We start from the raw sequence: 21,506 nt of genomic DNA, 5'->3' as shown, positions 1-21,506 counted from the left end.
GTTCGCATCAACCCATGGACCACGTTTTTTAACGGGGTTCCGCCCTCAGACGGACCACCAATAAGCGAACGGCCGCTCCCCTTCATGGCGCGACTGTAGCACAGGCTGTTTCTACCGCGCACAAGCGGGCCCCAACCCGGAACGGTTTTTTAGAATGGTACGTTCCTCAGTCACCCGCGCCAGTTCCCGCTTCAAACGTCTGATCTCAGCAGCTTGATCGGCAACCTCAGATCTGACACGTGGCGACTTCGAAAACTGAGCCTTCCACGTGTACAACGACTTAGTGCTGATCCCTAGCCGCTCAGCTACTTCGCTGACCGCATAACCACGCTCAACAACCTGCGCCACAGCGTCCTGTTTGAACTCGTCCGTAAAACGTATTCCCTTGTTCATTTCCGTCTCTCCTTGGTTCCAAAATTACCAAGCAAAGCGTCTACAAATCTAGGGGCATCTCATGGGGCATCTCAGATGGGTATATGGAATTATGATGGAAAAATTCATTCAGGATAAGGACCTAATGGGGTTCGATCTATCCAAGCCTTATTCGCTTTCCACTTCAGGGCCGGATTCAGAGTTCTTTGCTGAAATAACCCGTGTATGTGCAGCAAGCCCGTCGTTGGATGCATTGGAAGCCATTGGCCAAGCCGCACGAAACCTCAATCTAACGGATTAGCCTGCCACGCGATTGAGGCTGTCGTAAGTTTTGAAAACTGACCTGTTCATCATTGATGTGTCCGCAAGGTGGGTTGACAGACTGGATCGGCAGTTGGGCAATATTTCAGTGCCGGCCGCTTACGAATGATCGGGCGTCAGCGGCATTTCAAGCAGGATTGAGGAAAGACATTTGCCATGGGCGTCCAGTGCCAAGGATCTTGTCACCCCGCCTTTGAGCGCCCCTGCAAGGACAAAGTTCATCGCACAAAGCTGAGGCAGTACATAGCGCGTCACGGCACTGGCTGGTTGGTTCAGGTGCGCGGCGACACGGTCGGCTGTGACATCGGCAAGCAGACGATCAAAATCCTCTGCGCGGTAAGCGATAATGGATATGTTCGAAGTATCGCCTTTATCTCCGGTTCGGCCGTGCGCCAGATCATGCAGCTTCATCGTTCACTCCCAAAAGGTCAGAGCGCAACAAGACGCTATCTGAAGGCATCAATGTCGAGGCAATGGCAATGATTTCCCGCACTGATTTTGAAACGCCACCCCCTGCTGCGGGGCCGCATAGGTAAAGCGATTCCACTTCTTCGCCGATCAGACGGGCTGTGGCGGCGCTGGTGCAGCGTGCGGTGTAGCGCAGACGTGTATGATCGTCGCTTCCGATCAGATGACCCAGCCGCTCTTGGATATCAGGAGCATCAAGCCGTTGGTCCAGAATTGATCTGGCCAGTTCGGCACGGGCGCGGGCGTTGATACCCATGTAGGATATTTGCCCCTCTCCCTGCCAGCCATCCCGGTAAGCCACCGAAACCTTGAGCTGTCCGGTCGGAGGATGTCCGGCTGCACCGCGGACAGCCACCCGGTTCGTGCCAATGGCTTCGAAGGTGACCTTTGAGAAATCGGCCACAACGTCCGGCTGCAGGTAGCGTGCGGGATCATGGATTTCGTAAAGTAGCTGTTCGGTACACGTGGCCGGTGTGACAGTTCCGCCGGTGTTCTCAAGCTTGGTCACAACGGCATTACCGTCTGCCGTCACCTCGGCAAAGGGAAAGCCGATATTGGCGATGTCAGGCACATCCTTGACGCCCGGATCGGCAAAATACCCGCCTGTAATTTGCGCTGAACACTCAAGGAGGTGTCCGATCAATGTACCGCGGCCGAGCTTTTCGTAGTCGTCCATGGCCCAGCCAAAGTGATGCACCAACGGCGCCAGAAACAGCGCAGGATCAGACGCACGGCCGCATATGACGATGTCAGCACCCTGCGAAAGCGCTTCGACGACGCCGGAAATGCCGATATAGGCGTTTGCCGAAACCATGCGTTGCCCTAGGGCCGAGGCGGGCTGATGGGTTTCGTCAAGAATGAAATCCGCGATCCGGTCAGAGACATCGTCCCCCGTCACCGTCGCGACTTTCAACGACAAGCCAAGGTCAGCCACGATGGCGCGCGCTTTTTTCGCTGCTGCACGCGGGTTGGCTGCCCCCATGTTCGTGATAATCTTTGTGCCGTGTTTTGCACAGCCCGGTAGGGTCGCGCGAAGGCGGCGTTCAAGCAGGGGATCATACCCCCCGTTGGGATCGTCAAGCCGTGCCTTTTGCGCCAATGCGATGGTGCGTTCTGCCAGACATTCGAAGACCAGAACATCCAGCGCCCCGCGATTGGCAAGGTCGGTAGCCGGTTCGATCCGGTCCCCTTGAAATCCCGCGCCACAGCCAATTCTGAACGGTTTCATGCCAAGACCTCCTTGGACCGTTGGCCCAGCTTGCGCGCGCCGAAATACACAGCGAATGCAATGATTGGCGTGATTGGGTGGGGCCAGATCGCAAGAAGGATCACCGCAATCAGCAAAGCCGTGTCAATCAGCCGGTTACCGACAAGCGGCGACCCTGTCAGCAATGTCGGCACCGCAATCACAAGCACCGCCCCTGCCAAGATCGCTTCGGCGATCGCCACCGGGCCCCCTTGCAGCAACATGCCCGGAAAAAGCAGCAGCAAGAAGGGCACGAGATAGGTCACGGCACCAAGACGAACGGCTTGCCCGGCGGCAGGCAGCCAGTTCGTGTTTGCTATGCCGGCCCCCACAAAGACCGCCACGCAGACGGGCGGCGTGATCACAGAGATGGTGGCAAAATAGAACACGAAAAGATGGGCGGCCAAGGGGTCAACCCCCACAGCTGTCATTGCGGGTGCCAGCACGGCGGCAACCAGAACATAGGCGGCGGTCGTCGGCAGACCCATCCCCATGATCAGGCAGACAAAGCCCACGATGACCGCAACCATTGGCACGCTGTCACCGGCCATCGACACAATCAGGGAGGACAACGTGACGCCGATGCCCGTCAGATTGATCATCGACACCAGCACCTGCGCGCCCGCCAACAGCACGCCGATGATGACCATGCCTTTTCCCGCATCTTCCAATCCGTTGATGACCTTTGCGATCATCTCACGCGGGGATAGTCTGCCGGCTTCGGTCACAACAAATGCGATCAGCAGACCGATGACGCCGTAAAATGCAGCCGTAGCAATAGAGCGGCCAAGCCAGATGCCGATGCCCAGCCCGCCAAGCGCACAAAGGATCGGTGCGACGCGACGCGGTGACACGATTGTTGCCCATGCAGGCAGCTCGTCCTCTGGGACAACCGCAAGACCGCGGCGCAGAGCGACAAAATGAACGGTAACGAAGACAGAGGCATAGAACAGGATCGCAGGAATGATCGCCCCGAGGATAATCGTGGTATATGGCAGGCCCAGAATTTCGGCCATGACGAAGGCGGCAGCCCCCATGATTGGCGGCGCAATTTGGCCCCCTGTCGATGCCACGGCCTCAACCGCTGCGGCGAAGGGGCGCGGATAACCCAGCCGGATCATCATCGGGATGGTAAAGTTACCCGTCGTCGCAACGTTTGCCACAGCGGAGCCAGAGATCATCCCGAACAATCCACTCGCAATCGTTGCGATTTTGGCCGCGCCACCAGGCTGGCGACCGCCAAGGCGCATCGCAAGGTCCATGAACGCCTGCCCACCGCCAGTGTGCAGCAACAGCGCGCCAAACAAGACAAAAGCCGCGATGACCGTGGCTGCGACGCCCGTTAGCATGCCCCAAATCCCGAGATCCCCCAGAAAGATCGTTTCGGTCACAAAGGCCGTGTCGAAACCGCGATGGCGCAAGGCTCCGGGCAGCAGGTTTCCGAATAGGGCATAACCAAGCCCCACCATAACAAGGACCGGAAAGATCAACCCGACGGTGCGCCGCCCAAGCTCCAGAACCGCCAGTACAAGCCCTACGGTCAGCGCTTTGTCCAAGGTTGTGGCCCACGGCAGGGATGTCATTATTTCGTCGTAGTTCCAGACAACGTAGCCGCAAGCGATCAGGACAAGGGCGCAAAGCGCAAGATCAATTGCGACACCCATCGGACGCCAGCGGGTGCCGGCGCCCAACGGGTAGAGTGCGAAACCCAAAGTGGATACAAGCGCAAGGAAAACCGCGCGCTGGATCAGCCCTTCGAAAGGGCCGCTTGCCGCTGTGTAGAAAACGAAGGCTCCTACCAATATGGCAAGCGCTTTTTGGATATTCGCAAGGGTCATCTTACTCGGCCTTCAGCTTGGCCGGGATTTCCATGCCCTGTTCCTCGAACCAGCGCGCGGCTCCGGGATGCAGTGGTACGGTGCCATAGTCCAAAGTCATCTGCGCCAAGTTGACACCCTTGAGCGAGGCCATCGCATTGGCCTGTGCCGTTTCGTCAGCCATGATGGCAGAAACGATTTGGTAAGCCGTTTCATCGTCCATGGATGCCGGTGCCGCAACACCAACCCCAAAGGCCCAGGTGCTGTAAGCGGGGATACCATCAGCAGCACCTGCTGGAATTTCCACGACGGAAATGTCTGGCATGTCTGTGCGCAGGGTTTCGGCCTGTTCGGGGCTTAGCCCGAGAACCGAAATATCTGTCGAAACCGCGATATCCATCGTGGACCCGTCAAGCTTGATGCCCGAGCCGGATTTGACATAGCCCACAAGGCGATTGTCCTTGATTGCGCCCACGATATCGGTTGTCGACCCGCGCACGTAATCGGCGCTCAGGCCAAGAGTTTTGAACACGGCTTCGGTCGTGGCTTCGGTAGAACCGCCCTTGATGCCAGGATTGAATCGTTTTCCCGCCAGCCCCTCAAGACTGTCCACATCAGCATCAGCGCGAACAACGACGTTTTGTGGCGCGTTGGTATACACCCACAGCAGACGCAGATCCTGCGCATCGCCCTCAAACGCGTTGGTCCCCGACACGGCGTGCTGGACGGCATTTGTTGTCACCAGACCAAGGTCGATCTGTCCGCGGCTCATGCGGCGGATGTTGTCCAACGTCGCGCCTGTCTCGACCACAGAGGCTTTGAGCCCTTCGGTGTTTTCGTTGATCAATTGTCCTACGGCAACGAAATAGCCGTAATGGCTGGACGATGCCGAGGTCGACCCTATCAGTAGGTCGGTTTCCTGCGCAGCCAGTGGCGATGCAAGCAAAGTTGCGCCCAAAAGCGCGGCGAATGTATGTTTCATGATTTCCTCCCTTGGATGCCCTATCGGGGCCGGGTGATGATGCAATGGATTACCTGTTGCGAAAATAGTTGATTTTGGGATAATTGATGCATGAATCGCAACAATATGTCCCTGTCTGATTACACCGCGGTACTGACACTGCAAGAAGCCGGATCATTCCGCGCCGCCGCCGAGGCTTTGCGCATATCCCCCTCTGCGCTTTCCCGCCAGATTTCCGCGCTCGAAGATCAGCTTGGAACGCGGCTTTTTGACCGGGACACGCGCAACGTCAAACTGACAGCAAGCGGCACTGTGCTTGCCCGGATCGCGGCGCGTATGGTTAACACCGCCCAGGATGCCCATGCAGAGTTCGACGCTCATCTCTCTGCGCGCCACGGACAGCTAACCATTGCGGGGCTACCGTCTGTCACGGCGGCGTTTTTGCCCCAGATCCTTCGTCGTTTTACATCCAAGTACCCGGACATCGACCTGAAAATCATCGACGCGCTATCAGAAAGCGTGATCGAGGTGATTGAAACGGGGCGTGCGGAAATCGGATTTACTGCGGGGACTCTTTCAACGCGGTCACGTCTGGCGTTTCAACCGGTGATGGATGATGCATTTGTCGCAATCGGGGCACCCGACGGGCCGCTTGAGGAAGATCGGGCCTATGATTGGTCAGAGCTGGTCGAGATGCCGTTCATCGCAATGGCCCAAGGCACGTCCGTGCGTGAATTGCTGGACGGCGCATGCCTGCGGTTGAACCGCCCGCTTTCCCCCCGCTTTGAGGTCGCGCATCTGGCGACCGCAGGTGCCTTGGTGGCCGAGGGACTGGGCATTACGGCCTTGCCGGAACTGACACTGCCGGTGTTGCCGACTGAACGCCTTGTCCAGCGATCCATCATCGGATTCGGTGCCAGACGGCGCATCGGTCTGGTGCGTCAAACCGGTCGATCTCTCTCTCCCGCAGCCAGTGCTTTTCTGGAGGTTCTGTCGGAAACGCCCGTCAAATCCAAACACTCGCCCGTCGGCATTCGGGCAAGACGATCTGGCAATCACTGACACTTTCGCGACACTGGATGGCTCCTTGCTCTCTTGCTGTTATCGCTCGCCATATCTTAGGGCCGTTTGTTGTTCGTGGCGTCACAAAGCCAAAAAGGAACCGCGGGCCCGTTTTCCTCTTGGCCGACAATTGCTTAAGCAAACCACGGCCAGTTGCATTAAACTTCGAGCAGAGATAATCAAAAATCATGCTCAGATTTCTTGCTCCCTTGCTTTGTAGTGCCCTTGCCACTTCCCTGGCAGCCCATCCTCATGTCTTCATTGATACAGGGTTTGAACTGATCGTTGACGATTCAGGGCAGTTGACCCACGTGAGAACAACTTGGGAATATGACGAGCTTTATTCGCTTTTGATCACTGAAGACATGTCGCTGGACCCGGATGGCGACGGGATACTGACCGCAGACGAAATCGGCAAACTGAATGGGTTCGACATGCAGTGGATCGAAGGGTTCAATGGCGACCTTGTGATCGCCGCTGGCGATAAGGGTGTTCCGCTTTCGGGGCCGACGGAAGTGGCGACGAAATTTGAGGCTGGCCGCATCATCACAACGCATTTGCGGACGCTTGAAGCACCCATTCCAGCAGGTGAAACAGCGATCATCAAGGCCTACGATCCGACCTATTACACCGCCTACGAAGTGACCCGACCCGTCACCCTGATTGGTGAAAGCACCTGCGATATCACGCAGACAGCACCGGATGTGAACGCCGGGGTGGTCGCGCTGCAACAAGAACTTTCTATGCTGGACCCCGATATGAATCCGTCGGATGCCGGACTGCCCGAAATCGGCGCGCAAATGGCAACGACTGTGAGCATCACATGCGCCGCGCTCTGACGCTGGCGGCACTGACCGTGATCATCGCGCTGTTGGCCCTGTGGTGGACCGGCGGCTTTGACCGCGTTGCCTATTGGGCCGCAAGCCAGCAGCGCGAGTTTCAGAACACTATTGCCACCGCATTGCGTGCCGCGCGTGGCGGTCAGCCCGGGGCGATTGCCGCGTTGCTGTCTGCGTGTTTTGCCTATGGCGTGGTGCATGCCGCAGGCCCTGGACATGGCAAGGTGCTGATCGGCGGCTATGGTATGGCAAAGAGTGTGCCGATGCTGCGGCTGGCGGTGATTGCGCTGGCCTCCTCGTTGGGGCAGGCCGTTACGGCGGTGGCGCTGGTCTATGCCGGTGTGACTTTGCTTAAACTGGGTCGCGAGGCGATGGTCGGCATGACCGAGGCCATCATGGCCCCGGCCAGCTATGCCGCGATCGGGTTGATCGGCCTGTGGTTGGTGTGGCGCGGCGTGCGATATTTCAGGCCCGCAGCCCATCACCATCATAACGACGATATCTGCCCAAGCTGCGGCCATGCGCACGGGCCGACCATTGCCGAAGTCGAACAGGCCGTGACCCTGCGTGAGGCGCTTGTTCTGATCTCAAGCATCGCGGTGCGTCCTTGCACCGGCGCATTGTTCGTCTTGATCATCACGTGGCAGATGGGGATTGCCGAAATCGGTATCGCCGGTGCCTTTGCAATGGCGTTTGGCACGGCGGTCATCACGATTGCCGTTGGCATGGGCGCGGGCGTGCTGCGCAATGGCGTATTGGCCGGGTTTGCCAACTCTCCACGGGCGGCGGGACTGGCCGCAGTGATCGAAATCGCCACCGGCAGCTTTGTGGCTCTGCTTGCGGCTGGATTGCTGCTGAGGGCGCTTTGACACGCGCTGTTCCACTCTGGCCAAACCGTTTCGTCAATGTTGAACCGTCTCGGTTTTGCCAAAGACTTTGATCATCGGTTTGGCAACAAACTCATGGATCACCTGATCACCCTGTTTTTTAGTTCTGCTGCGCACCTTGCTCATGACCTGCGTTGGTCTCACCTCTAGAACCTCCGCGACGAACGGATCGCAGCCAGTTCTTCCCCTCTCCGACCATCATGCCCCTGGGGACGAACCTCTGCCCCCAAGTGAAATCCGCAAGATGAAATTGCCGTCATGGCCTTGCCTTGCTCCAACCACCGAACCGGACAGCAAGGGCAATGATCCCGCCGTAAACCAGCATGGCAGCACCGATGGCCGCGAAGACGCCGTTCACACCCATTTCCGTGTATGTCGTGAGGATCAGCCCACCGACAAGCGCAACAGCCATGCGGCCGAGGCTGCTGATCACCGGCCATACCATCCGACCGGCCCCCTGGGAGGCGAAATAGAGCCCGAGGCCCAGCCCGAATAAACCGTAAAAGGGGCCTACAAAACGGAAATAGCTGCGCCCGGCGTCAAGCGCGGCGGCGTTCGAGGGCTCCAAGAACAAGCCAAGCCAGAGGTCCGGAAAGACAGCCAACAACAAACCGATCCCGCCGACAATCCCGGCCGCCGCGCAGGAACCGGTCCAGGCCACTTGCAGAGCGCGGTCGGTCCGACCTGCACCAATGTTCGCGCCAACCATCGCCGTCATCGCCGCACCGATGCCGAAAATCACCGGGATCATCATGAACTCCAGCCGTGCGCCAAGGCCGTAGCCAGCCAGCGCCCCTTCCCCGAAGCGCCCAACCAGACCCGTCATCATGATGATCGTCGTGGTCGTCAGCACGGTAATGATCGACGCAAGCGCCCCCACCTTCAGGATGTCGCGAAACATGCCAGCGTTAAGGCGTCCGATCGCCCCTTTGAAGACCAGGCCGGCTCGGCCGAAGGCGATATAGCCTATTGCGGCACTGCCGCCGAGCGCGAAGGCCGAGATCGGGCCAAGCGCCAGCCCGGCCATGCCGAGCGCAGGCAACGGGCCACACCCAAAGGCAAATCCACCCGACAAGGGGATCGACATCAGTGAGACACTGAGCAAGACAAGTGCGGGTACCCGCATGTCGCCCGTGCCGCGGATCACGCTGAGCGAGGCATTGCAGAGCCAGATCGCAGCGCATCCGGGGAAGAAAACCAACGCATATGTCGTGGCGGCCGCGACGGCCTCGGACCCGCCCCCGAGCAGGCCGAAAAAGCGCGCCCCGAACAGTGTGACCAACACCGCCATCACGAGGGCGAGCCCGCCTGCGATGATCCAGGCGGCCACGGCCAGCGTGGCCGCCCGCGCGATGTCCCTGGCCCCGAGCGCCCGAGCGACTGAAGCTGAGATCGCCCCGCCAATCGCACCTGCCGATAGCATCTGTGTCAGCATCACCAGTGGAAACACCAATGCCAGCCCTGCGAGGGCCGTGACACCGATCAGGCTGGCGAAATAGGCCTCGGCGATGCCTTGCGCGGCCTGCACGAACATCGCGATCACGTTTGGCGCAGCCAGCCTCGCGAGTGTCGGTGCGACGGGAGCTTCGAGCAGCAGGCGGGTGCGGGACGCCCGCGCACGCCCTGCCGCATCGGCGGGCGGATGTGCGTCGGAGACGGGGCTCGAGACAGCCATCAGATTACCCCGCGGCCAAGGTTGTTGGGGGAATTGCAGACCCTTAGCCCAATCGCGGCAATCCTAGTCGCATTCATCCCTGCCCCTCCGCTAAGTGAAACTTGCCTAGTCCGTTCTTTTTCGGAACGCACTAGGCATAAGTTCCTTTTCGGAACCTGTCAATTGCTGCTATAATGTTAAGATGAAATGGAACGACCTTCAGAACGAAGCCTGTCCCGTCGCCCGCGGCCTGTCCGTGATCGGCGACCGCTGGACCATGCTTGTGCTGCGCGATTGCTTTCTGGGCATCCGCAGGTTCGAACAGATACAAGAGCGGCTGGGCATCACACGCCACGTTCTGGCTGACCGTCTGCGCAAGCTGGAGGCGGCTGGCGTGCTTCGCCGCGAGCCCTATCAAGAGCGTCCGGTTCGCCACGAATACCGGCTGACCGAGCGCGGCAAGGCGCTCTACCCTGTTCTGGTGTCCGTGATCGAATGGGCCAACGAACACGTGCCCCCGCCCGTGGAATCCTCCGTCACTTTAGTCTCTCGCAAGACCGGGACCCCCATCGCGCCCGTGCTCACGGATGCGAATACCGGCGAGGAAATTACCCACCGGACCGTGATGGCTCTGAGACCGGAATAGGCGGCCCAAGGCTTCCGCCCATGGCGATCGGGGTGCCGCGATGCAGCCTTTGCAAAGTGGGCTTTGACACCGAGGCACAGCATACCGGTAAAGATTGCCGCGCTGCGGAACACCCTGCCAGATACCAATGGGCATCATTGAAGATCGATTGGATCTGGCAAAGCGCAAATTGTGCTTAACGTGCTATGGTAGAGCGCAGCGCACTTATCATTCTGGCATTTTCGATGGCGATGGCGCTTTGATCACGTCGTCGATCCGGCCCTCCGACCGGCTGATGATACCAAGAACCTCGCCGAGCGCCTGTTCGCGACTGAGGGACTCTTCGAGGCTCAGCGCAAGCTCCGAGATGATTGCGGCTTGATCGGTTTCGTCTCTTGGTCCGATGGCATCGCCTTCGAGTACCTTGAAAAGTTCCAACTTCGACGAGATTTCCAGCTTCCGATATATTGACGAAAGATGGGTCCGCACGGTGGAGGGCGCTATGCCTAGCTGCTCCGCAATCCGGTGGTAGGTGCCGCCGTTTGCATAGGCGCGCGCGATTTCGGTTTCCCGTGCGCTCAATCGTTCCTTGTCCATTGTCTGGCCTCGAAAATCGCTTGCCTGGACCATCCTGCTTGAAGCTCTTTTTCTTGCCAATACAGCATTTGCATGAGGCACCGTCCAGCAAATGGTGCAGGAACAATGATGCGTTAGGCCGTTACCTACGGCCCGTGAACAAGTATATTGTATTGGAACCTCGTCGTCAGAAACCCCAATCGGAGCAACTTCACATGCCGCAGCAAACTTTCCCGCAACGGTGGCGTATATTGGCTCTCTTGTTTCTGGTGCGCATGACGATGGCGATCCAGTTTCAGATGGTCGCGGCATTGTCCCCGGTCATTGAAGATGCCTTTGCCGTCAGCCTCGCCGATGTCGGCGTCCTGATTGGTCTGTATTTCGCCCCCGGTATCTTCATCGCGGCCCCCGGCGGGGCACTGGGCCGGCATTTCGGTGAGAAGCAGGTCGTTCTCGCGGGGCTCGCCCTCATGCTGATCGGTGGGGCCATGATGTCCCTGTCAGGCGGTTGGTCCATGCAGCTTTACGGACGCCTTGTCTCGGGCGTTGGTGGCGTCATTCTGAACGTGCTTCTGACCAAGATGGTCGCCGACTGGTTCGCGGGGCGCGAGATTAGTTTCGCCATGGCCGTTTTCGTGAATTCATGGCCGGTCGGGATCGCGGTTGCCTTGATCGGCCTGCCGATTGTTGCGCTGGCCGGGGGATTGACGCTGGCTATGGGTGTCATCATGGGGCTGATCATCGTGGCCTTCTTTGGCCTTTTGCTGATCTATCGCGCGCCCCAGGATGCCCCGCGCCCCGGTGTGGCATCGTCTGCCAAAGTGCAGGGTGCCCTTTTTTGGGTGGTGCTGACCGCGGGTGCGATCTGGGGGATCTACAACGCGGCATTGGCCATCGTGTTCAGCTTTGGCCCGCAATTGTTCGTCAGCCGGGGCATGGGTCTTGCCGAGGCGGGCTCCGTGACATCGCTCGTGCTTTGGTGTCTTGCGATCATGGGCCCGATTGGCGGGTATCTGGCGGACCGCAGCGGGCGCAGACTGCTGATTATCGCGATCGGTAACCTGAGCTTTGCGTTTTTTATCGTGCTTGGCGCTTTCATCGAGACCTCGGTCCTTTGCGTCATCGCGATCGGACTTTCTTCGGGGGTGGCCGTGGGCGCGATGGTCAGTTTGCCGTCCTTGATCCTCCCGCCTGCGGCGCGCGCTGTGGGCATGGGGGTCTTCTTTACCGTCTATTACGCTTGTATTGCCGCAGGGCCGATGATCGCGGGCCTCGTTTCCGAATGGGCAAGCCTTACTGCGACGTTCCACTTCGCAGCCGTGCTCTTGGCCATCACCGTCGGCCTTCTGCCCCTTTATCATTGGCTATCAGGACGGGTGTCAGCTAGTGCCGCCCATCACGACGCCAAGGCCAAGGCGGTTTGATGGCCCCACAGCTTGGTGGCGCAGGGCCGATAGTTCCGGCTGTGTTACTATGCGTTGCGGGTTCTGCGCGGAGGTTTTGCTTGCCCTGACACTGAGGCAATACCCGGGGGGGAGGCATTACTGCGGGTGCCCAAACGCAAGAAAAGCTATGCGTAGATGGCCTTCTTACGTCATTAAGGTTTGAGCATGCCTTCAAAACAATCTTCGCAGATGGCATGGCTGATGCGCACTTCGCTCTTTCCGCACCCAACGTAGTAGTCTTCAGCCGACATCCATTGATCCTCGCGGACCGTGGGGGATTGGACTCTTTGGCACCAACTGCACATCATGGCGGTCGGTAGGTGGTTATCATCTTTCGCCAGTTCTCGGAGTCTCTTGAAATCAAATAGGCCTATTGGAGGCCGCTGCTGAGAATACTGCTCAACGGATTGAAAGATAAATCCCGTGCACACATCATCTGAGAAAATTGGCCTAAGACCTTGACGGATCTTGCGCTTTCGGTCCGGGCTGTCACAGCGAATAGGCAGCACCCAAGACCAGTTGGGGTCCAGCGCTATTCTCTCCATCACACGCCGCAACTGATCTTGAACCTGTTTACCGCCAATGAAGTCAAACAGGCTGCTACCCAAAATCGCTTCTGCTGCGATTTCCGGCGCACCGTTCTGGACTGCAAACGCATTCCAGTTGGTTGCTCCGATGTCTCGGATGATGCCATTTCGGTCAGTTGCAAACGTCAGGCCATCCATCGCATCCAGATCTGACATTTCGACAATAAATCTTTCTTCTCAGCGACGGATGCCGCACTGAACATGAATAAATCTTGCTTCATTTTAAATTTTTATCAAATTCTGGAAGTGGTATCGACACTAGCCAATCTGGATTTCAGGCATCCAAAGATATTAACTTTCGCTTAGCAGGCATTGGTGCAATTTGCAACGATTGAGAGCTTCCCGCCCAGTGCTGTATTGCGATCGACCAGACCTTAGGCTCGCATCGCGAGACTTTTGGCAGCACGCCGCGCTTTCAGTATTTTGAGACGCCAGTCGCGGTCCGAAACGACACCACACGAGGCTGAATTCCTCCAGAACACGTCATGGAGGCTCACCGTCGCAGGACGACCAAAACCTTTGTCATGACGGTGGGCCGTCTTGAAATCGGGTAAATTTTGATGACGGAGCGCCATACAGGCGCTAAGCTTAACCACAGACCGCCGATGTAATCTGGAGGACCAAATCATGAAAAATCTCGCATGGACAATCGCCCTGACATTCATCGCCGGGGCTGCGATGGCGGGAAATGAAGTGGGTATCACCAAGGACATGCCTTCGGTCACCGTGCCGACGGCGAACGGGATGGTGGAGATCGACCGGATCCAGGACACCGAAAACCAATTGAGCGGTGAATGGGCGCTGACATCCCGCCCCTGCCCTGATTTTTGCATTCAACCGCATAGCCCTGCGGAAGGGGTCACCACGATCGGCGAACTGGAACTGATCGAGATGCTCAAGGACCCCGATACCGTGGTGGTGGACAGCCGCACCCGTGATTGGTTCGAGGGCGGCACGATACCCGGCGCGATAAACATTCCTTATACATATGTCGTGGATGAGCTTGCACAGTTGGGCTGCGAGCCGGATTTTGACGGCTGGGACTGTGCGGCGGCAAAGCCCGTAGCGCTGTTTTGCAACGGGGTCTGGTGCGGCCAGTCGCCCACGGCGATCCGCAATATGATCAAGGCTGGCTACCCGGCAAACCGCATTTTCTATTATCGCGGAGGCATGCAAACCTGGCGTCTGCTTGGCTTGACCGTAATTGGTGGCGAATAGCGAGCCAGATCGGCCATCCATTGCGAATGCAATCGCTGCGGCATCTCGAAAGCAGGCGATGGTCAGTGGTGCAGAATATCTGGGGCTGTAGACGATTAGAGGCACTGTAGGTTTTCTATAGGCTCGTGTGTTTCGAACAGCGCTGATATCTTCACTGGATATAGCAGCCAGATCTTCGCACATCGATCAGGCTTTAGGCCATGAAATGTACGTTCGTCATCCCGCTGAAGTGCCTTGTGACACCTTAGAGGTTCAACGTCTGGTAACTTTATCAGACTCGCGTTCTGCGCCCCGAGTTCAGAGCCAGATCATCGCTGATCGCGACCTGCGACAGGCCGCCGACAACGTCACCATTCCGGGCAAAAATCCCGTTCGTTCCGTCCAACTCCGGTTCTTTCCGTCCGATGTGACGCTCATCGACGTCGCTGTCATATCGTCCGAACCTTTCAACAGACTTGCGGTATCAAATCTCATAAGCCATGCTCCGACGACAATCCGGCCGGTTCGAGTCGGACTATTTAAGACGGGAGGAAGATAATGAAAATCAACATGATGGTGGCTGGATCAATGATCGCAGCACTGACATCTGGTGCGGCCTGGGCTCAGGAAGTGACGCTCCGGCTGTCGCATTGGGTGCCACCAACGCACCCCATTCAGACGCTCGGGATCGAGCCTTGGGTGAAATCGCTGACGGAAGCTTCTGACGGGCGGATCGCCGTGACGATCTTTCCGGCGCAACAGCTTGGTGCAGCGCCCGACCACTACGACATGGCGCGCGACGGCATCGCCGACATCACATACACGAACCCTGGCTACCAAGCCGGGCGTTTCCCGAAATACAGCCTGGTCGAAATTCCGTTCCACGCCTCCAACGCCACAGGCGGGGCACAGGCATTGCATGAATGGTACGCCCCGATTGCAGAAACCGAGATGTCGGATGTCAAGTTCTGCCTTGCCAACCCGCACGATCCGGGAACATTCCATTCCAAAACCCAGATCAAAGTGCCGGCAGATATCAAAGGTCTGAACGTCCGTCCTGCGCACGCGACCATGTCGCGCTTTGTCAGCTCGCTTGGTGGTGGCCCCGTTCAGGTACCTGCCCCCGAGGCGCGCGAAGCAATCGCCAATGGCACAGCGGACGCGATCACCTTCCCTTGGAATTCCGTCTATATCTTCGGGATCGACAGCGAGACGCCGTATCATCTCGACATGCCGTTCTACATCTCGGCACAGCTTCTTTTGATCAACAAGGACAGCTATAACGGGATGCCCGATGATCTGAAGGCGATCCTGGATGATCACTGCACCCCGAAATGGTCGCGCCGCTTCTCGGAGGGCTGGGCCGAGAACGAAGCATCGGGTCGTCAGAAGATGGTAGATAGCAGTGAGCACACGCTCTACGCGCCGACAGAAGATGAGGTGCAGATGTGGCGTGACGCTGCGGCACCGCTGATCGATCAATGGAAAGAAGAAGCCGGCGATGACGCGCAGGCCCTCTACGACGGCTATGTCGAAGCGCTCGAGCGTCATGACGCCCGATACTGACTCAAAAGGTTGGGCGGCACCGCGGCCGCCCAACCGTTCTCCCGTGTTGCGGCTGCAGCACGTGCTTGAGCGGATATCGCACGGAATTGAGATCGTGGCAGGCTGCATCATGGGGCTGGTCACACTTCTGGTCGTTGCCTCTGCGACGGGGCGGTATCTGTTCGCTTACCCGTTGCCTGACGCCTTTGATATGTCGCGCCTTTTGCTGGGGGCGGCTATCATGTGGGGGTTCGCCAGCGTCGGCTTCCGGGGCTCACATATCAAAGTCGATATTCTAGTAGAGCGCCTGTCGCCCGGACCACGCCGCTGGATCGACGCATTCGCTTGGACCCTGCTGCTGATCTTTACCGGACTGCTGGCCTGGAAGATGTTCGGCCGCGTATCCAATGCTGCCATCAGCAACGAAACCACCATGGACCTGCGCTTGCCCGCCTGGCCGATGATGGGGCTGATCTGGCTCGGTGTCGCTGTCAGCCTACCTGCGATCCTCGCGCGGCTCATCCTCATCGTGACGGGCCGCGGATCTCTTGACCCTTACGAAAGCATTGAAGTGAAAGACGAAACATGAGCGGTGATCTGATCGCTATATTGGGATTTGTCGCGTTGTTCGCGATGATGATCCTGCGCGTCCCGATCGGTATCGCAATGGGCCTTGTCGGCGTCGGCGGCTTCGCGGCCGTGACTGGTTGGAAACCTGCCCTTAATCTGCTGGCACAATCGCCGATACGCACAGTGACCGATTTCAACCTGACGCTGATCCCGTTTTTCGTACTGATGGGCGTGCTTGCGACCAACTCCGGCATGTCGCGCGAACTTTTCCGCACGGGTCGTCACTGGTTCGGCTTCATGAAAGGCGGCATGGCGATGTCCACCATCGGTGCTTGCGCGGGGTTCGCGGCCATCTGCGGGTCGTCGGTTGCCACCGCTGCCACGATGACAAAGATCGCCTTGCCAGAGATGAAAGAGGCGGGCTATCCGGACGAAGTGTCGACTGGCGTTATCGCGGCGGGGGGCACACTTGGCATCCTGATCCCGCCTTCGGTCGTGCTTGCCGTTTATGGCTATATCACTGAACAGGATGTGGGCGTGCTGTTTATTGCTGGCATCGTGCCGGGCATCATCGCCATCCTGATGTATATGCTTGCCGTCCGCTTTGCCTATGGCAAACGTCTACCTGCCGGAGAGAAATTCAACCTAGGTCAGGCTGTGCGCTCCCTTTCGGGGGTTTGGGCGGTGATGTTGCTTTTCCTGCTCATCATCGGTTCGATCTATTTCGGCTTTACCACCGCAACGGAGGCGGCGGCGGTGGGGTCGTTCCTGACCGCGCTGATCGGCATATTGCGCGGGCGGCTTACGGCACGGCTCTTGCTCGACAGTCTGATCGAGGCGCTTCGGACATCTGTTGCGATCTATACGATCCTGATCGGAGCGATCCTGTTTGGCTATTTCCTCGCCATCACCCAAAGCCCGCAGAAGATCACCGCCTGGCTCGTGGAACTCGATCTTGGGGCCTATGGGACGCTGGCGCTGATCCTTCTTTTTTTCGTGATCATGGGCTGCATCCTTGACGCAATGGCGATGATCATTCTGCTCGTCCCTATCGTCTTTCCGATCGTGACGCAGCTCGGCTTCGATCCGATCTGGTTCGGGGTGATTATCGTGATGACCGTGGAGCTGGGGCTGATCACGCCGCCTGTGGGAATGAACGTCTTCCTCATCAACTCGATTGCGCGCGATATTTCCCTGCCAACGATCTTTCGTGGGGTGCTGCCGTTCGTCTGTGCAGACGTCCTGCGTCTGATACTGCTTGTCGCCTTCCCTGTACTGGTTCTTTGGCTGCCGAGGACGATGCAATGAGACGATTTCCGACCATATACTCGACGCTGATGCGCGAGAATTCCAAGGCGTTTCTTTACGGTATGGGGATGAGCGACGACGACATCGCAAAGCCGCAGATCGCCGTGGCCCACACCGGGGGCGGTATGAGCCCCTGCAACATGAACCTTGGCGCGCAGGCGGCCCATGCTGCCGAAGGCGTGCGGCAGGCAGGCGGCTATCCGCACGAGACGCCGGTGGTTTCCGTCTCTGACGGGTTGACGATGGCGCATCCGGGGATGCGGTTCTCGCTGATTTCGCGGGAACTGATCGCTGACAGCATTGAGGCGACGATGCGCGCGCATTGCTGGGACGGGCTGATCGCCATCGGCGCATGCGACAAGAACCTGCCGGGCATGATGATGGGCATGGTCAGGGTGAACGCACCGGGTGTGTTTTTGCACGGTGGTGCGACATTGCCGGGTGTTGTGCGGGGGAAGGAGGTCTCCGTGCTGGATGCATTCGAGACCATCGGACGGATGATCGCGGGCGATGCGGACCGCGAAGAGCTTGAGGATTACCAGCGCCACTCTATCACCGGCCCGGGTGCCTGTGCAGGGCAGTTCACCGCGAACACGATGGGGATGGTTTCAGAGGCGCTCGGGCTGTCACCGGTCGGCGTGTCGATGGTCCCTGCCGGCGATCCGATGCGCGAACAACTGATGTATTTTGCCGCCCGTGCGGTGGTCGCCGCCATCGATGGGGACGGACCGCTGCCGCGCGACCTTGTCACCCGCAAAGCGATCGAGAACGCCTGCGCCATCGTCGCGGCGACGGGTGGGTCGACCAACGCAGCACTTCACATCGCTGCCATTGCGCACGAGGCCGGGATCGATTTCGGAATCGAAGATGCGGCAAAGGTTTTCCAGCGCACCCCGTTGATCGGGAATCTCAGCCCGGGCGGAAAATACCTAGCCGCACATGTTCAGGCCATTGGTGGCACACCTGTCATCCTCAAGGAACTGATCGCGGGCGGATATGTTGACGGGTCGGCCTTGACCATCACCGGACAAACGCTTGCAGAGGCCGTCGCCGATGCCGCCTCACCCGATGGCGACGTTGTCCGAAGCCTATCCGCACCGATTGCGCCCACCGGCGGCATCGTGGTGTTGACTGGCAACCTCTGCCCCAAAGGTGCGCTTCTCAAGGTGGCGGGCCTGACTGATCTCAGTTTTCGGGGACCTGCGCGCGTGTTTGATGGCGAAGAGGCTGCTCAGAAAGCGGTGGAAACGCGCGCCTACGTTGAGGGTGACGTCCTCGTGGTGCGGGGCGAAGGACCCAAGGGCGCGCCTGGCATGAAGGAGATGCTGGGGCTCACGGCTCTTCTTTATGGACAGGGCATGGGCGCGAAAACCGCGTTGCTTACGGATGGCCGGTTCTCGGGTGCCTCGCGCGGCATGTCCATCGGCTACGCGTCGCCTGAATCGGCCGTCGGCGGGCCCATCTCTTTGGTCGAAGACGGCGATTTCATCACCATCGACGCAAGACCGGAAGTGGCCAGCATTACGCTTGAGGTTGATCCGGCTATCCTTGAAGATCGCGCAAAGGCGCGGGGGATTCCGGCACTGCCGCGCCAAGGCGGGCTGTTGGAGAAATACGCCGCGTCGGTCCAAGGTGCCGAGCGCGGCGCGGTGACACATTCCGGAGCCGTTGACACAAGTGGAGACTTAGATTGACCGAACCAAACCCTTACGATCCCAGAACGCGCAATGACTTGACCGAAAACGAGAAAACTCTGCTGCGTTTCATGAACGATTGCATGCATGGCGACGACCTTTCGCTGCTCGATACACTGGTGGCAGAAGATTACATCCAGCATACGCCCGGCATCGGACAGGGACGCGCGGGGGTGCGGGAATACATCGAAAAGATCGCCTACCGCCGCGAGGGCCGCAAGGAGTGGCGACCGGTACAGATATTCTCGGCGGGCGATATGGTGATCCTTCACAAGATCAGCGCAACGCACATCTTCGCCGATTTCGTGCGCTTCAACGACAAGGGCCAGATGGCGGAGCACTGGGACGTTGTGCAGCCACACCCGGAACCGGGCTACGACCCAATGCGCCCGTCAACAGAGAACCTTGATCGCTTCAAGACGCTCTTCAATCTCGACTAGCCCAACGCGACGAACGGCACGGGGGCAAGCCTGCATAGCCAGTGACCTGCCCCCCCCCAAGGCTCCCTCGTTCAAAACGAGCGTTTGCGGGTTTCGGTTTTCTATTTTTCGTCGCAAAGCATCTGTGAAAATAGAATAAAAAATGCGCTCACTGCAACCGCAGCCACCCTTCCAACATCCTCGCCCGCTCCAGCATCCGCACCCCATCACGTAAAATCAGACGCCGCCCAGTATGTCTGACGTCAGCGCCCGTGGGACAGATTTGAGGATTTGAATAAGGGAGGATTTCTGGTTCATCTTATCGATTAGGCGATCGAGATGACGAAGAAGCCACAGACATCGAAAGACGCCGCCGACAAGGTGGTTAAGAACATCCGCCGCAAGACCCGCCAGACCTATTCGGCGGAAGAGAAAATCCGCATTGTATTGGCAGGTCTGCGCGGCGAGGAAAGCATCTCGGTGCTATGCCGCCGGGAGGGTATTGCTGAGAGCCTGTATTACAGCTGGCCTTAGGAATTTCTCGAAGCCGGCAAGCGCCGGTTATCTGGCGACACGGCGCGGCAGGCCACATCGCCTGAGGTAAAGGATTTGCGTTCTGAGGCCTTGGCCCTGAAAGAATGCGTCGCTGATCTGACCCTTGAAAACCGTCTGCTCAAAAAAAGCATGACAGGGGCTGGGGAGTTCGAGGAATGAGATACCCTGCGTCCGAGAAACTGGAGATCATCCGCACCGTTGAGGGATCGCATCTGCCGGTTAAGCAGACCCTCGACATGCTGGGCATCCCGCGCACGACATTCTATCGATGGTACGACCGTTACGTTGATGGCGGGCTTGATGCGCTGGCTGACAGATCCCCACGCCCAGGATCTGTCTGGAATCGCATCCCCGATGCCCGTCGTGACAACCTGATCGAATTTGCGCTGGAACATGAAGCGCTGACCACACGGGAGCTGGCCGTCAAATACACCGATGAGAAACGGTATTTTGTCTCTGAATCATCGGCTTACCCACTGCCCGGCAGGGTATGCGCAGCATGCACGAGAGGGGCATTCTCAAAGCTGCTGAACTGATTACTGCCCCTGATTATGTGGTGATCAAAGCGGCGGAGGAGTTCAAAGACAAAACCACAGCCATCAACGAGATGTGGCAGACCGACTTTACCTACTTCAAGATCATTGGCTGGGGCTGGTATTATCTGAGCACGATCTTGGATGACTACAGCCGCTACATCATCGCCTGGAAACTCTGTACAAATATGCGGGCAGAGGACGTGACAGACACGATCGAACTGGCGTTGACAACATCAGGCTGCGACCAGGCGGTTGTGCGGCACAAGCCACGTCTGCTCAGCCCCTCTCGGGATCATGCTTTGCATGACCCTGTCGGGCAATGGACAATGGCTCCTGCTACATCTCTGGTGATCTGGCTAAGTGGTTGGAGGATCAGAAAATGACGCATGTCCGCGGCGCGCCATTCCACCCGCAGACCCAAGGTAAGATCGAACGCTGGCACCAGACCATGAAGAACAGGGTTCTGCTGGAGAACTACTACCTACCCGGTGATCTTGAACGCCAAATCGGGGCCTTCGTCGATTGCTACAACAACCAACGCTACCACGAAGACCTGAACAACGTCACACCGGCCGACGTCTACTTCGGGCGAGACAAATCCATTCTGAGAGAAAGGGCAGAGATCAAGAAACAGACAATCCAACAACGCCGCTTGCAACACCAAAAACAAGCAGCATAATCAATAACACACACGAGCCAGAGCCTCCAATGCTCAAGCTGCTCTGATGTCCCATTTTATATGACGACGGACAATTCCGATCACCAAAAAAGAGGAATTGCTTCGTCGGTCTATCGCTTCGTTAGGCGAGAGACTGAGGTCAA

General features: G+C 58.2%; 19 protein-coding genes and 2 pseudogenes. 13 read left to right on the top strand and 8 right to left on the bottom strand.

Features of this window, described 5'->3' with window-relative positions; all coding sequences use genetic code 11:
* Nucleotides 1-147 precede the first annotated feature (147 nt).
* Nucleotides 148-393, bottom strand: a pseudogene (locus tag ACSQ13_RS06825) (transposase); the annotation flags it as partial.
* 61 nt (nucleotides 394-454) lie between these two features.
* Here ACSQ13_RS06825 and ACSQ13_RS06820 point away from each other — a divergent pair.
* The gene (locus ACSQ13_RS06820) at nucleotides 455-673 is read left to right on the top strand and encodes a hypothetical protein (protein WP_435988231.1); all 219 of its coding nucleotides are present in this window, start codon (nucleotides 455-457) and stop codon (nucleotides 671-673) included.
* A gap of 119 nt (nucleotides 674-792) precedes the next feature.
* On the opposite strand, the gene ACSQ13_RS06815 is transcribed toward ACSQ13_RS06820, so the two are convergent.
* From ACSQ13_RS06815 to ACSQ13_RS06800, 4 genes are read right to left on the bottom strand one after another with little or no spacing between them, the layout of a single operon-like run.
* Nucleotides 793-1,104 carry an AtuA-related protein gene (locus ACSQ13_RS06815; protein WP_176249810.1) on the bottom strand — a complete coding sequence of 104 codons (312 nt, stop codon included), beginning with the start codon at nucleotides 1,102-1,104 and terminating at the stop codon, nucleotides 793-795.
* Complete coding sequence (locus tag ACSQ13_RS06810; RefSeq protein WP_295511690.1) at nucleotides 1,091-2,389, bottom strand: acyclic terpene utilization AtuA family protein; 1,299 nt, start codon at nucleotides 2,387-2,389, stop codon at nucleotides 1,091-1,093. The genes ACSQ13_RS06815 and ACSQ13_RS06810 overlap by 14 nt, the downstream gene beginning before the upstream one ends.
* Nucleotides 2,386-4,245 (bottom strand): TRAP transporter permease, encoded by a 1,860-nt coding sequence (locus tag ACSQ13_RS06805; RefSeq protein ID WP_176249812.1) that lies wholly within the window; start codon nucleotides 4,243-4,245, stop codon nucleotides 2,386-2,388. Before ACSQ13_RS06805 ends, ACSQ13_RS06810 begins: the two co-directional genes overlap by 4 nt.
* Nucleotide 4,246: 1 nt before the next feature.
* Entirely contained in the window at nucleotides 4,247-5,206 is a 960-nt protein-coding gene (locus ACSQ13_RS06800) for a TAXI family TRAP transporter solute-binding subunit (protein WP_176249813.1), read from the bottom strand.
* Nucleotides 5,207-5,296: 90 nt separating this feature from the next.
* Here ACSQ13_RS06800 and ACSQ13_RS06795 point away from each other — a divergent pair, with 90 nt between their 5' ends.
* From ACSQ13_RS06795 to ACSQ13_RS06785, 3 genes are all read left to right on the top strand, one after another.
* Nucleotides 5,297-6,247, top strand: a complete 951-nt coding sequence (locus tag ACSQ13_RS06795) for a LysR family transcriptional regulator (protein ID WP_295511692.1) — start codon at nucleotides 5,297-5,299, stop codon at nucleotides 6,245-6,247.
* A 188-nt stretch (nucleotides 6,248-6,435) separates the two neighbouring features.
* Complete coding sequence (locus tag ACSQ13_RS06790; RefSeq protein WP_295511694.1) at nucleotides 6,436-7,086, top strand: DUF1007 family protein; 651 nt, start codon at nucleotides 6,436-6,438, stop codon at nucleotides 7,084-7,086.
* Nucleotides 7,071-7,955, top strand: a complete 885-nt coding sequence (locus ACSQ13_RS06785; RefSeq protein WP_295511697.1) for a nickel/cobalt transporter — start codon at nucleotides 7,071-7,073, stop codon at nucleotides 7,953-7,955. The genes ACSQ13_RS06790 and ACSQ13_RS06785 overlap by 16 nt, the downstream gene beginning before the upstream one ends.
* Nucleotides 7,956-8,229: 274 nt before the next feature.
* On the opposite strand, the gene ACSQ13_RS06780 is transcribed toward ACSQ13_RS06785, so the two are convergent.
* The gene (locus tag ACSQ13_RS06780; RefSeq protein ID WP_295511699.1) at nucleotides 8,230-9,648 is read right to left on the bottom strand and encodes an MATE family efflux transporter; all 1,419 of its coding nucleotides are present in this window, start codon (nucleotides 9,646-9,648) and stop codon (nucleotides 8,230-8,232) included.
* 181 nt (nucleotides 9,649-9,829) lie between these two features.
* Between ACSQ13_RS06780 and ACSQ13_RS06775 the strand changes: the two genes are divergently transcribed.
* Nucleotides 9,830-10,273, top strand: a complete 444-nt coding sequence (locus tag ACSQ13_RS06775) for a winged helix-turn-helix transcriptional regulator (RefSeq protein WP_176249818.1) — start codon at nucleotides 9,830-9,832, stop codon at nucleotides 10,271-10,273.
* A 207-nt stretch (nucleotides 10,274-10,480) separates the two neighbouring features.
* Here ACSQ13_RS06775 and ACSQ13_RS06770 read toward each other — a convergent pair whose 3' ends face one another.
* A complete protein-coding gene (locus ACSQ13_RS06770; RefSeq protein ID WP_295511700.1) occupies nucleotides 10,481-10,849 on the bottom strand; it encodes a helix-turn-helix domain-containing protein in 369 nt (122 codons plus the stop codon).
* Nucleotides 10,850-11,043: 194 nt separating this feature from the next.
* Here ACSQ13_RS06770 and ACSQ13_RS06765 point away from each other — a divergent pair, with 194 nt between their 5' ends.
* The gene (locus ACSQ13_RS06765; RefSeq protein ID WP_176249819.1) at nucleotides 11,044-12,252 is read left to right on the top strand and encodes an MFS transporter; all 1,209 of its coding nucleotides are present in this window, start codon (nucleotides 11,044-11,046) and stop codon (nucleotides 12,250-12,252) included.
* A 173-nt stretch (nucleotides 12,253-12,425) separates the two neighbouring features.
* Here ACSQ13_RS06765 and ACSQ13_RS06760 read toward each other — a convergent pair whose 3' ends face one another.
* Nucleotides 12,426-13,016: a hypothetical protein gene (locus tag ACSQ13_RS06760; protein ID WP_295511702.1), complete on the bottom strand. Its 591-nt coding sequence runs from the start codon at nucleotides 13,014-13,016 to the stop codon at nucleotides 12,426-12,428.
* Nucleotides 13,017-13,487: 471 nt separating this feature from the next.
* Between ACSQ13_RS06760 and ACSQ13_RS06755 the strand changes: the two genes are divergently transcribed.
* The 7 genes and pseudogenes from ACSQ13_RS06755 (at nucleotide 13,488) to ACSQ13_RS06725 (ending at nucleotide 21,363) form a co-directional block, all read left to right on the top strand.
* A complete protein-coding gene (locus tag ACSQ13_RS06755; protein ID WP_435988230.1) occupies nucleotides 13,488-14,078 on the top strand; it encodes a rhodanese-like domain-containing protein in 591 nt (196 codons plus the stop codon).
* A 537-nt stretch (nucleotides 14,079-14,615) separates the two neighbouring features.
* Nucleotides 14,616-15,623, top strand: a complete 1,008-nt coding sequence (locus ACSQ13_RS06750) for a TRAP transporter substrate-binding protein (protein WP_176249822.1) — start codon at nucleotides 14,616-14,618, stop codon at nucleotides 15,621-15,623.
* A 94-nt stretch (nucleotides 15,624-15,717) separates the two neighbouring features.
* Nucleotides 15,718-16,191 carry a TRAP transporter small permease gene (locus ACSQ13_RS06745; protein ID WP_295508403.1) on the top strand — a complete coding sequence of 158 codons (474 nt, stop codon included), beginning with the start codon at nucleotides 15,718-15,720 and terminating at the stop codon, nucleotides 16,189-16,191.
* On the top strand, nucleotides 16,188-17,480 hold the full coding sequence (locus tag ACSQ13_RS06740) for a TRAP transporter large permease (RefSeq protein ID WP_295508406.1): 1,293 nt from the start codon (nucleotides 16,188-16,190) through the stop codon (nucleotides 17,478-17,480). The genes ACSQ13_RS06745 and ACSQ13_RS06740 overlap by 4 nt, the downstream gene beginning before the upstream one ends.
* Nucleotides 17,477-19,174, top strand: coding sequence for a dihydroxy-acid dehydratase (locus ACSQ13_RS06735; protein ID WP_295508408.1), 1,698 nt, complete (start codon nucleotides 17,477-17,479; stop codon nucleotides 19,172-19,174). The genes ACSQ13_RS06740 and ACSQ13_RS06735 overlap by 4 nt, the downstream gene beginning before the upstream one ends.
* Complete coding sequence (locus tag ACSQ13_RS06730; protein ID WP_176249826.1) at nucleotides 19,171-19,614, top strand: nuclear transport factor 2 family protein; 444 nt, start codon at nucleotides 19,171-19,173, stop codon at nucleotides 19,612-19,614. Before ACSQ13_RS06735 ends, ACSQ13_RS06730 begins: the two co-directional genes overlap by 4 nt.
* Nucleotides 19,615-19,932: 318 nt before the next feature.
* Nucleotides 19,933-21,363 (top strand): annotated as a pseudogene (locus ACSQ13_RS06725) (IS3 family transposase).
* The last annotated feature ends 143 nt before the right edge of the window (nucleotides 21,364-21,506 follow it).

The sequence above is a fragment of the Sulfitobacter sp. SH22 genome (assembly GCF_965641905.1).
GTDB lineage: Bacteria > Pseudomonadota > Alphaproteobacteria > Rhodobacterales > Rhodobacteraceae > Sulfitobacter.
Note: the sequence above shows the minus strand (reverse complement) of the source record. Positions and strands in the feature narration are given on the sequence as shown.

Bases quoted from the DNA above. Each gene is read 5' to 3' on its own strand.
- ACSQ13_RS06790 (WP_295511694.1), top strand. From the start codon at position 6,436: ATGCTCAGATTTCTTGCTCCCTTGCTTTGTAGTGCCCTTGCCACTTCC.
- ACSQ13_RS06820 (WP_435988231.1), top strand. From the start codon at position 455: ATGGGGCATCTCAGATGGGTATATGGAATTATGATGGAAAAATTCATT.
- ACSQ13_RS06800 (WP_176249813.1), bottom strand. From the start codon at position 5,206: ATGAAACATACATTCGCCGCGCTTTTGGGCGCAACTTTGCTTGCATCG.
- ACSQ13_RS06765 (WP_176249819.1), top strand. From the start codon at position 11,044: ATGCCGCAGCAAACTTTCCCGCAACGGTGGCGTATATTGGCTCTCTTG.
- ACSQ13_RS06770 (WP_295511700.1), bottom strand. From the start codon at position 10,849: ATGGACAAGGAACGATTGAGCGCACGGGAAACCGAAATCGCGCGCGCC.
- ACSQ13_RS06735 (WP_295508408.1), top strand. From the start codon at position 17,477: ATGAGACGATTTCCGACCATATACTCGACGCTGATGCGCGAGAATTCC.
- ACSQ13_RS06775 (WP_176249818.1), top strand. From the start codon at position 9,830: ATGAAATGGAACGACCTTCAGAACGAAGCCTGTCCCGTCGCCCGCGGC.
- ACSQ13_RS06785 (WP_295511697.1), top strand. From the start codon at position 7,071: ATGCGCCGCGCTCTGACGCTGGCGGCACTGACCGTGATCATCGCGCTG.
- ACSQ13_RS06750 (WP_176249822.1), top strand. From the start codon at position 14,616: ATGAAAATCAACATGATGGTGGCTGGATCAATGATCGCAGCACTGACA.
- ACSQ13_RS06815 (WP_176249810.1), bottom strand. From the start codon at position 1,104: ATGAAGCTGCATGATCTGGCGCACGGCCGAACCGGAGATAAAGGCGAT.
- ACSQ13_RS06755 (WP_435988230.1), top strand. From the start codon at position 13,488: ATGAAAAATCTCGCATGGACAATCGCCCTGACATTCATCGCCGGGGCT.
- ACSQ13_RS06760 (WP_295511702.1), bottom strand. From the start codon at position 13,016: ATGTCAGATCTGGATGCGATGGATGGCCTGACGTTTGCAACTGACCGA.
- ACSQ13_RS06805 (WP_176249812.1), bottom strand. From the start codon at position 4,245: ATGACCCTTGCGAATATCCAAAAAGCGCTTGCCATATTGGTAGGAGCC.
- ACSQ13_RS06740 (WP_295508406.1), top strand. From the start codon at position 16,188: ATGAGCGGTGATCTGATCGCTATATTGGGATTTGTCGCGTTGTTCGCG.
- ACSQ13_RS06810 (WP_295511690.1), bottom strand. From the start codon at position 2,389: ATGAAACCGTTCAGAATTGGCTGTGGCGCGGGATTTCAAGGGGACCGG.
- ACSQ13_RS06780 (WP_295511699.1), bottom strand. From the start codon at position 9,648: ATGGCTGTCTCGAGCCCCGTCTCCGACGCACATCCGCCCGCCGATGCG.
- ACSQ13_RS06795 (WP_295511692.1), top strand. From the start codon at position 5,297: ATGAATCGCAACAATATGTCCCTGTCTGATTACACCGCGGTACTGACA.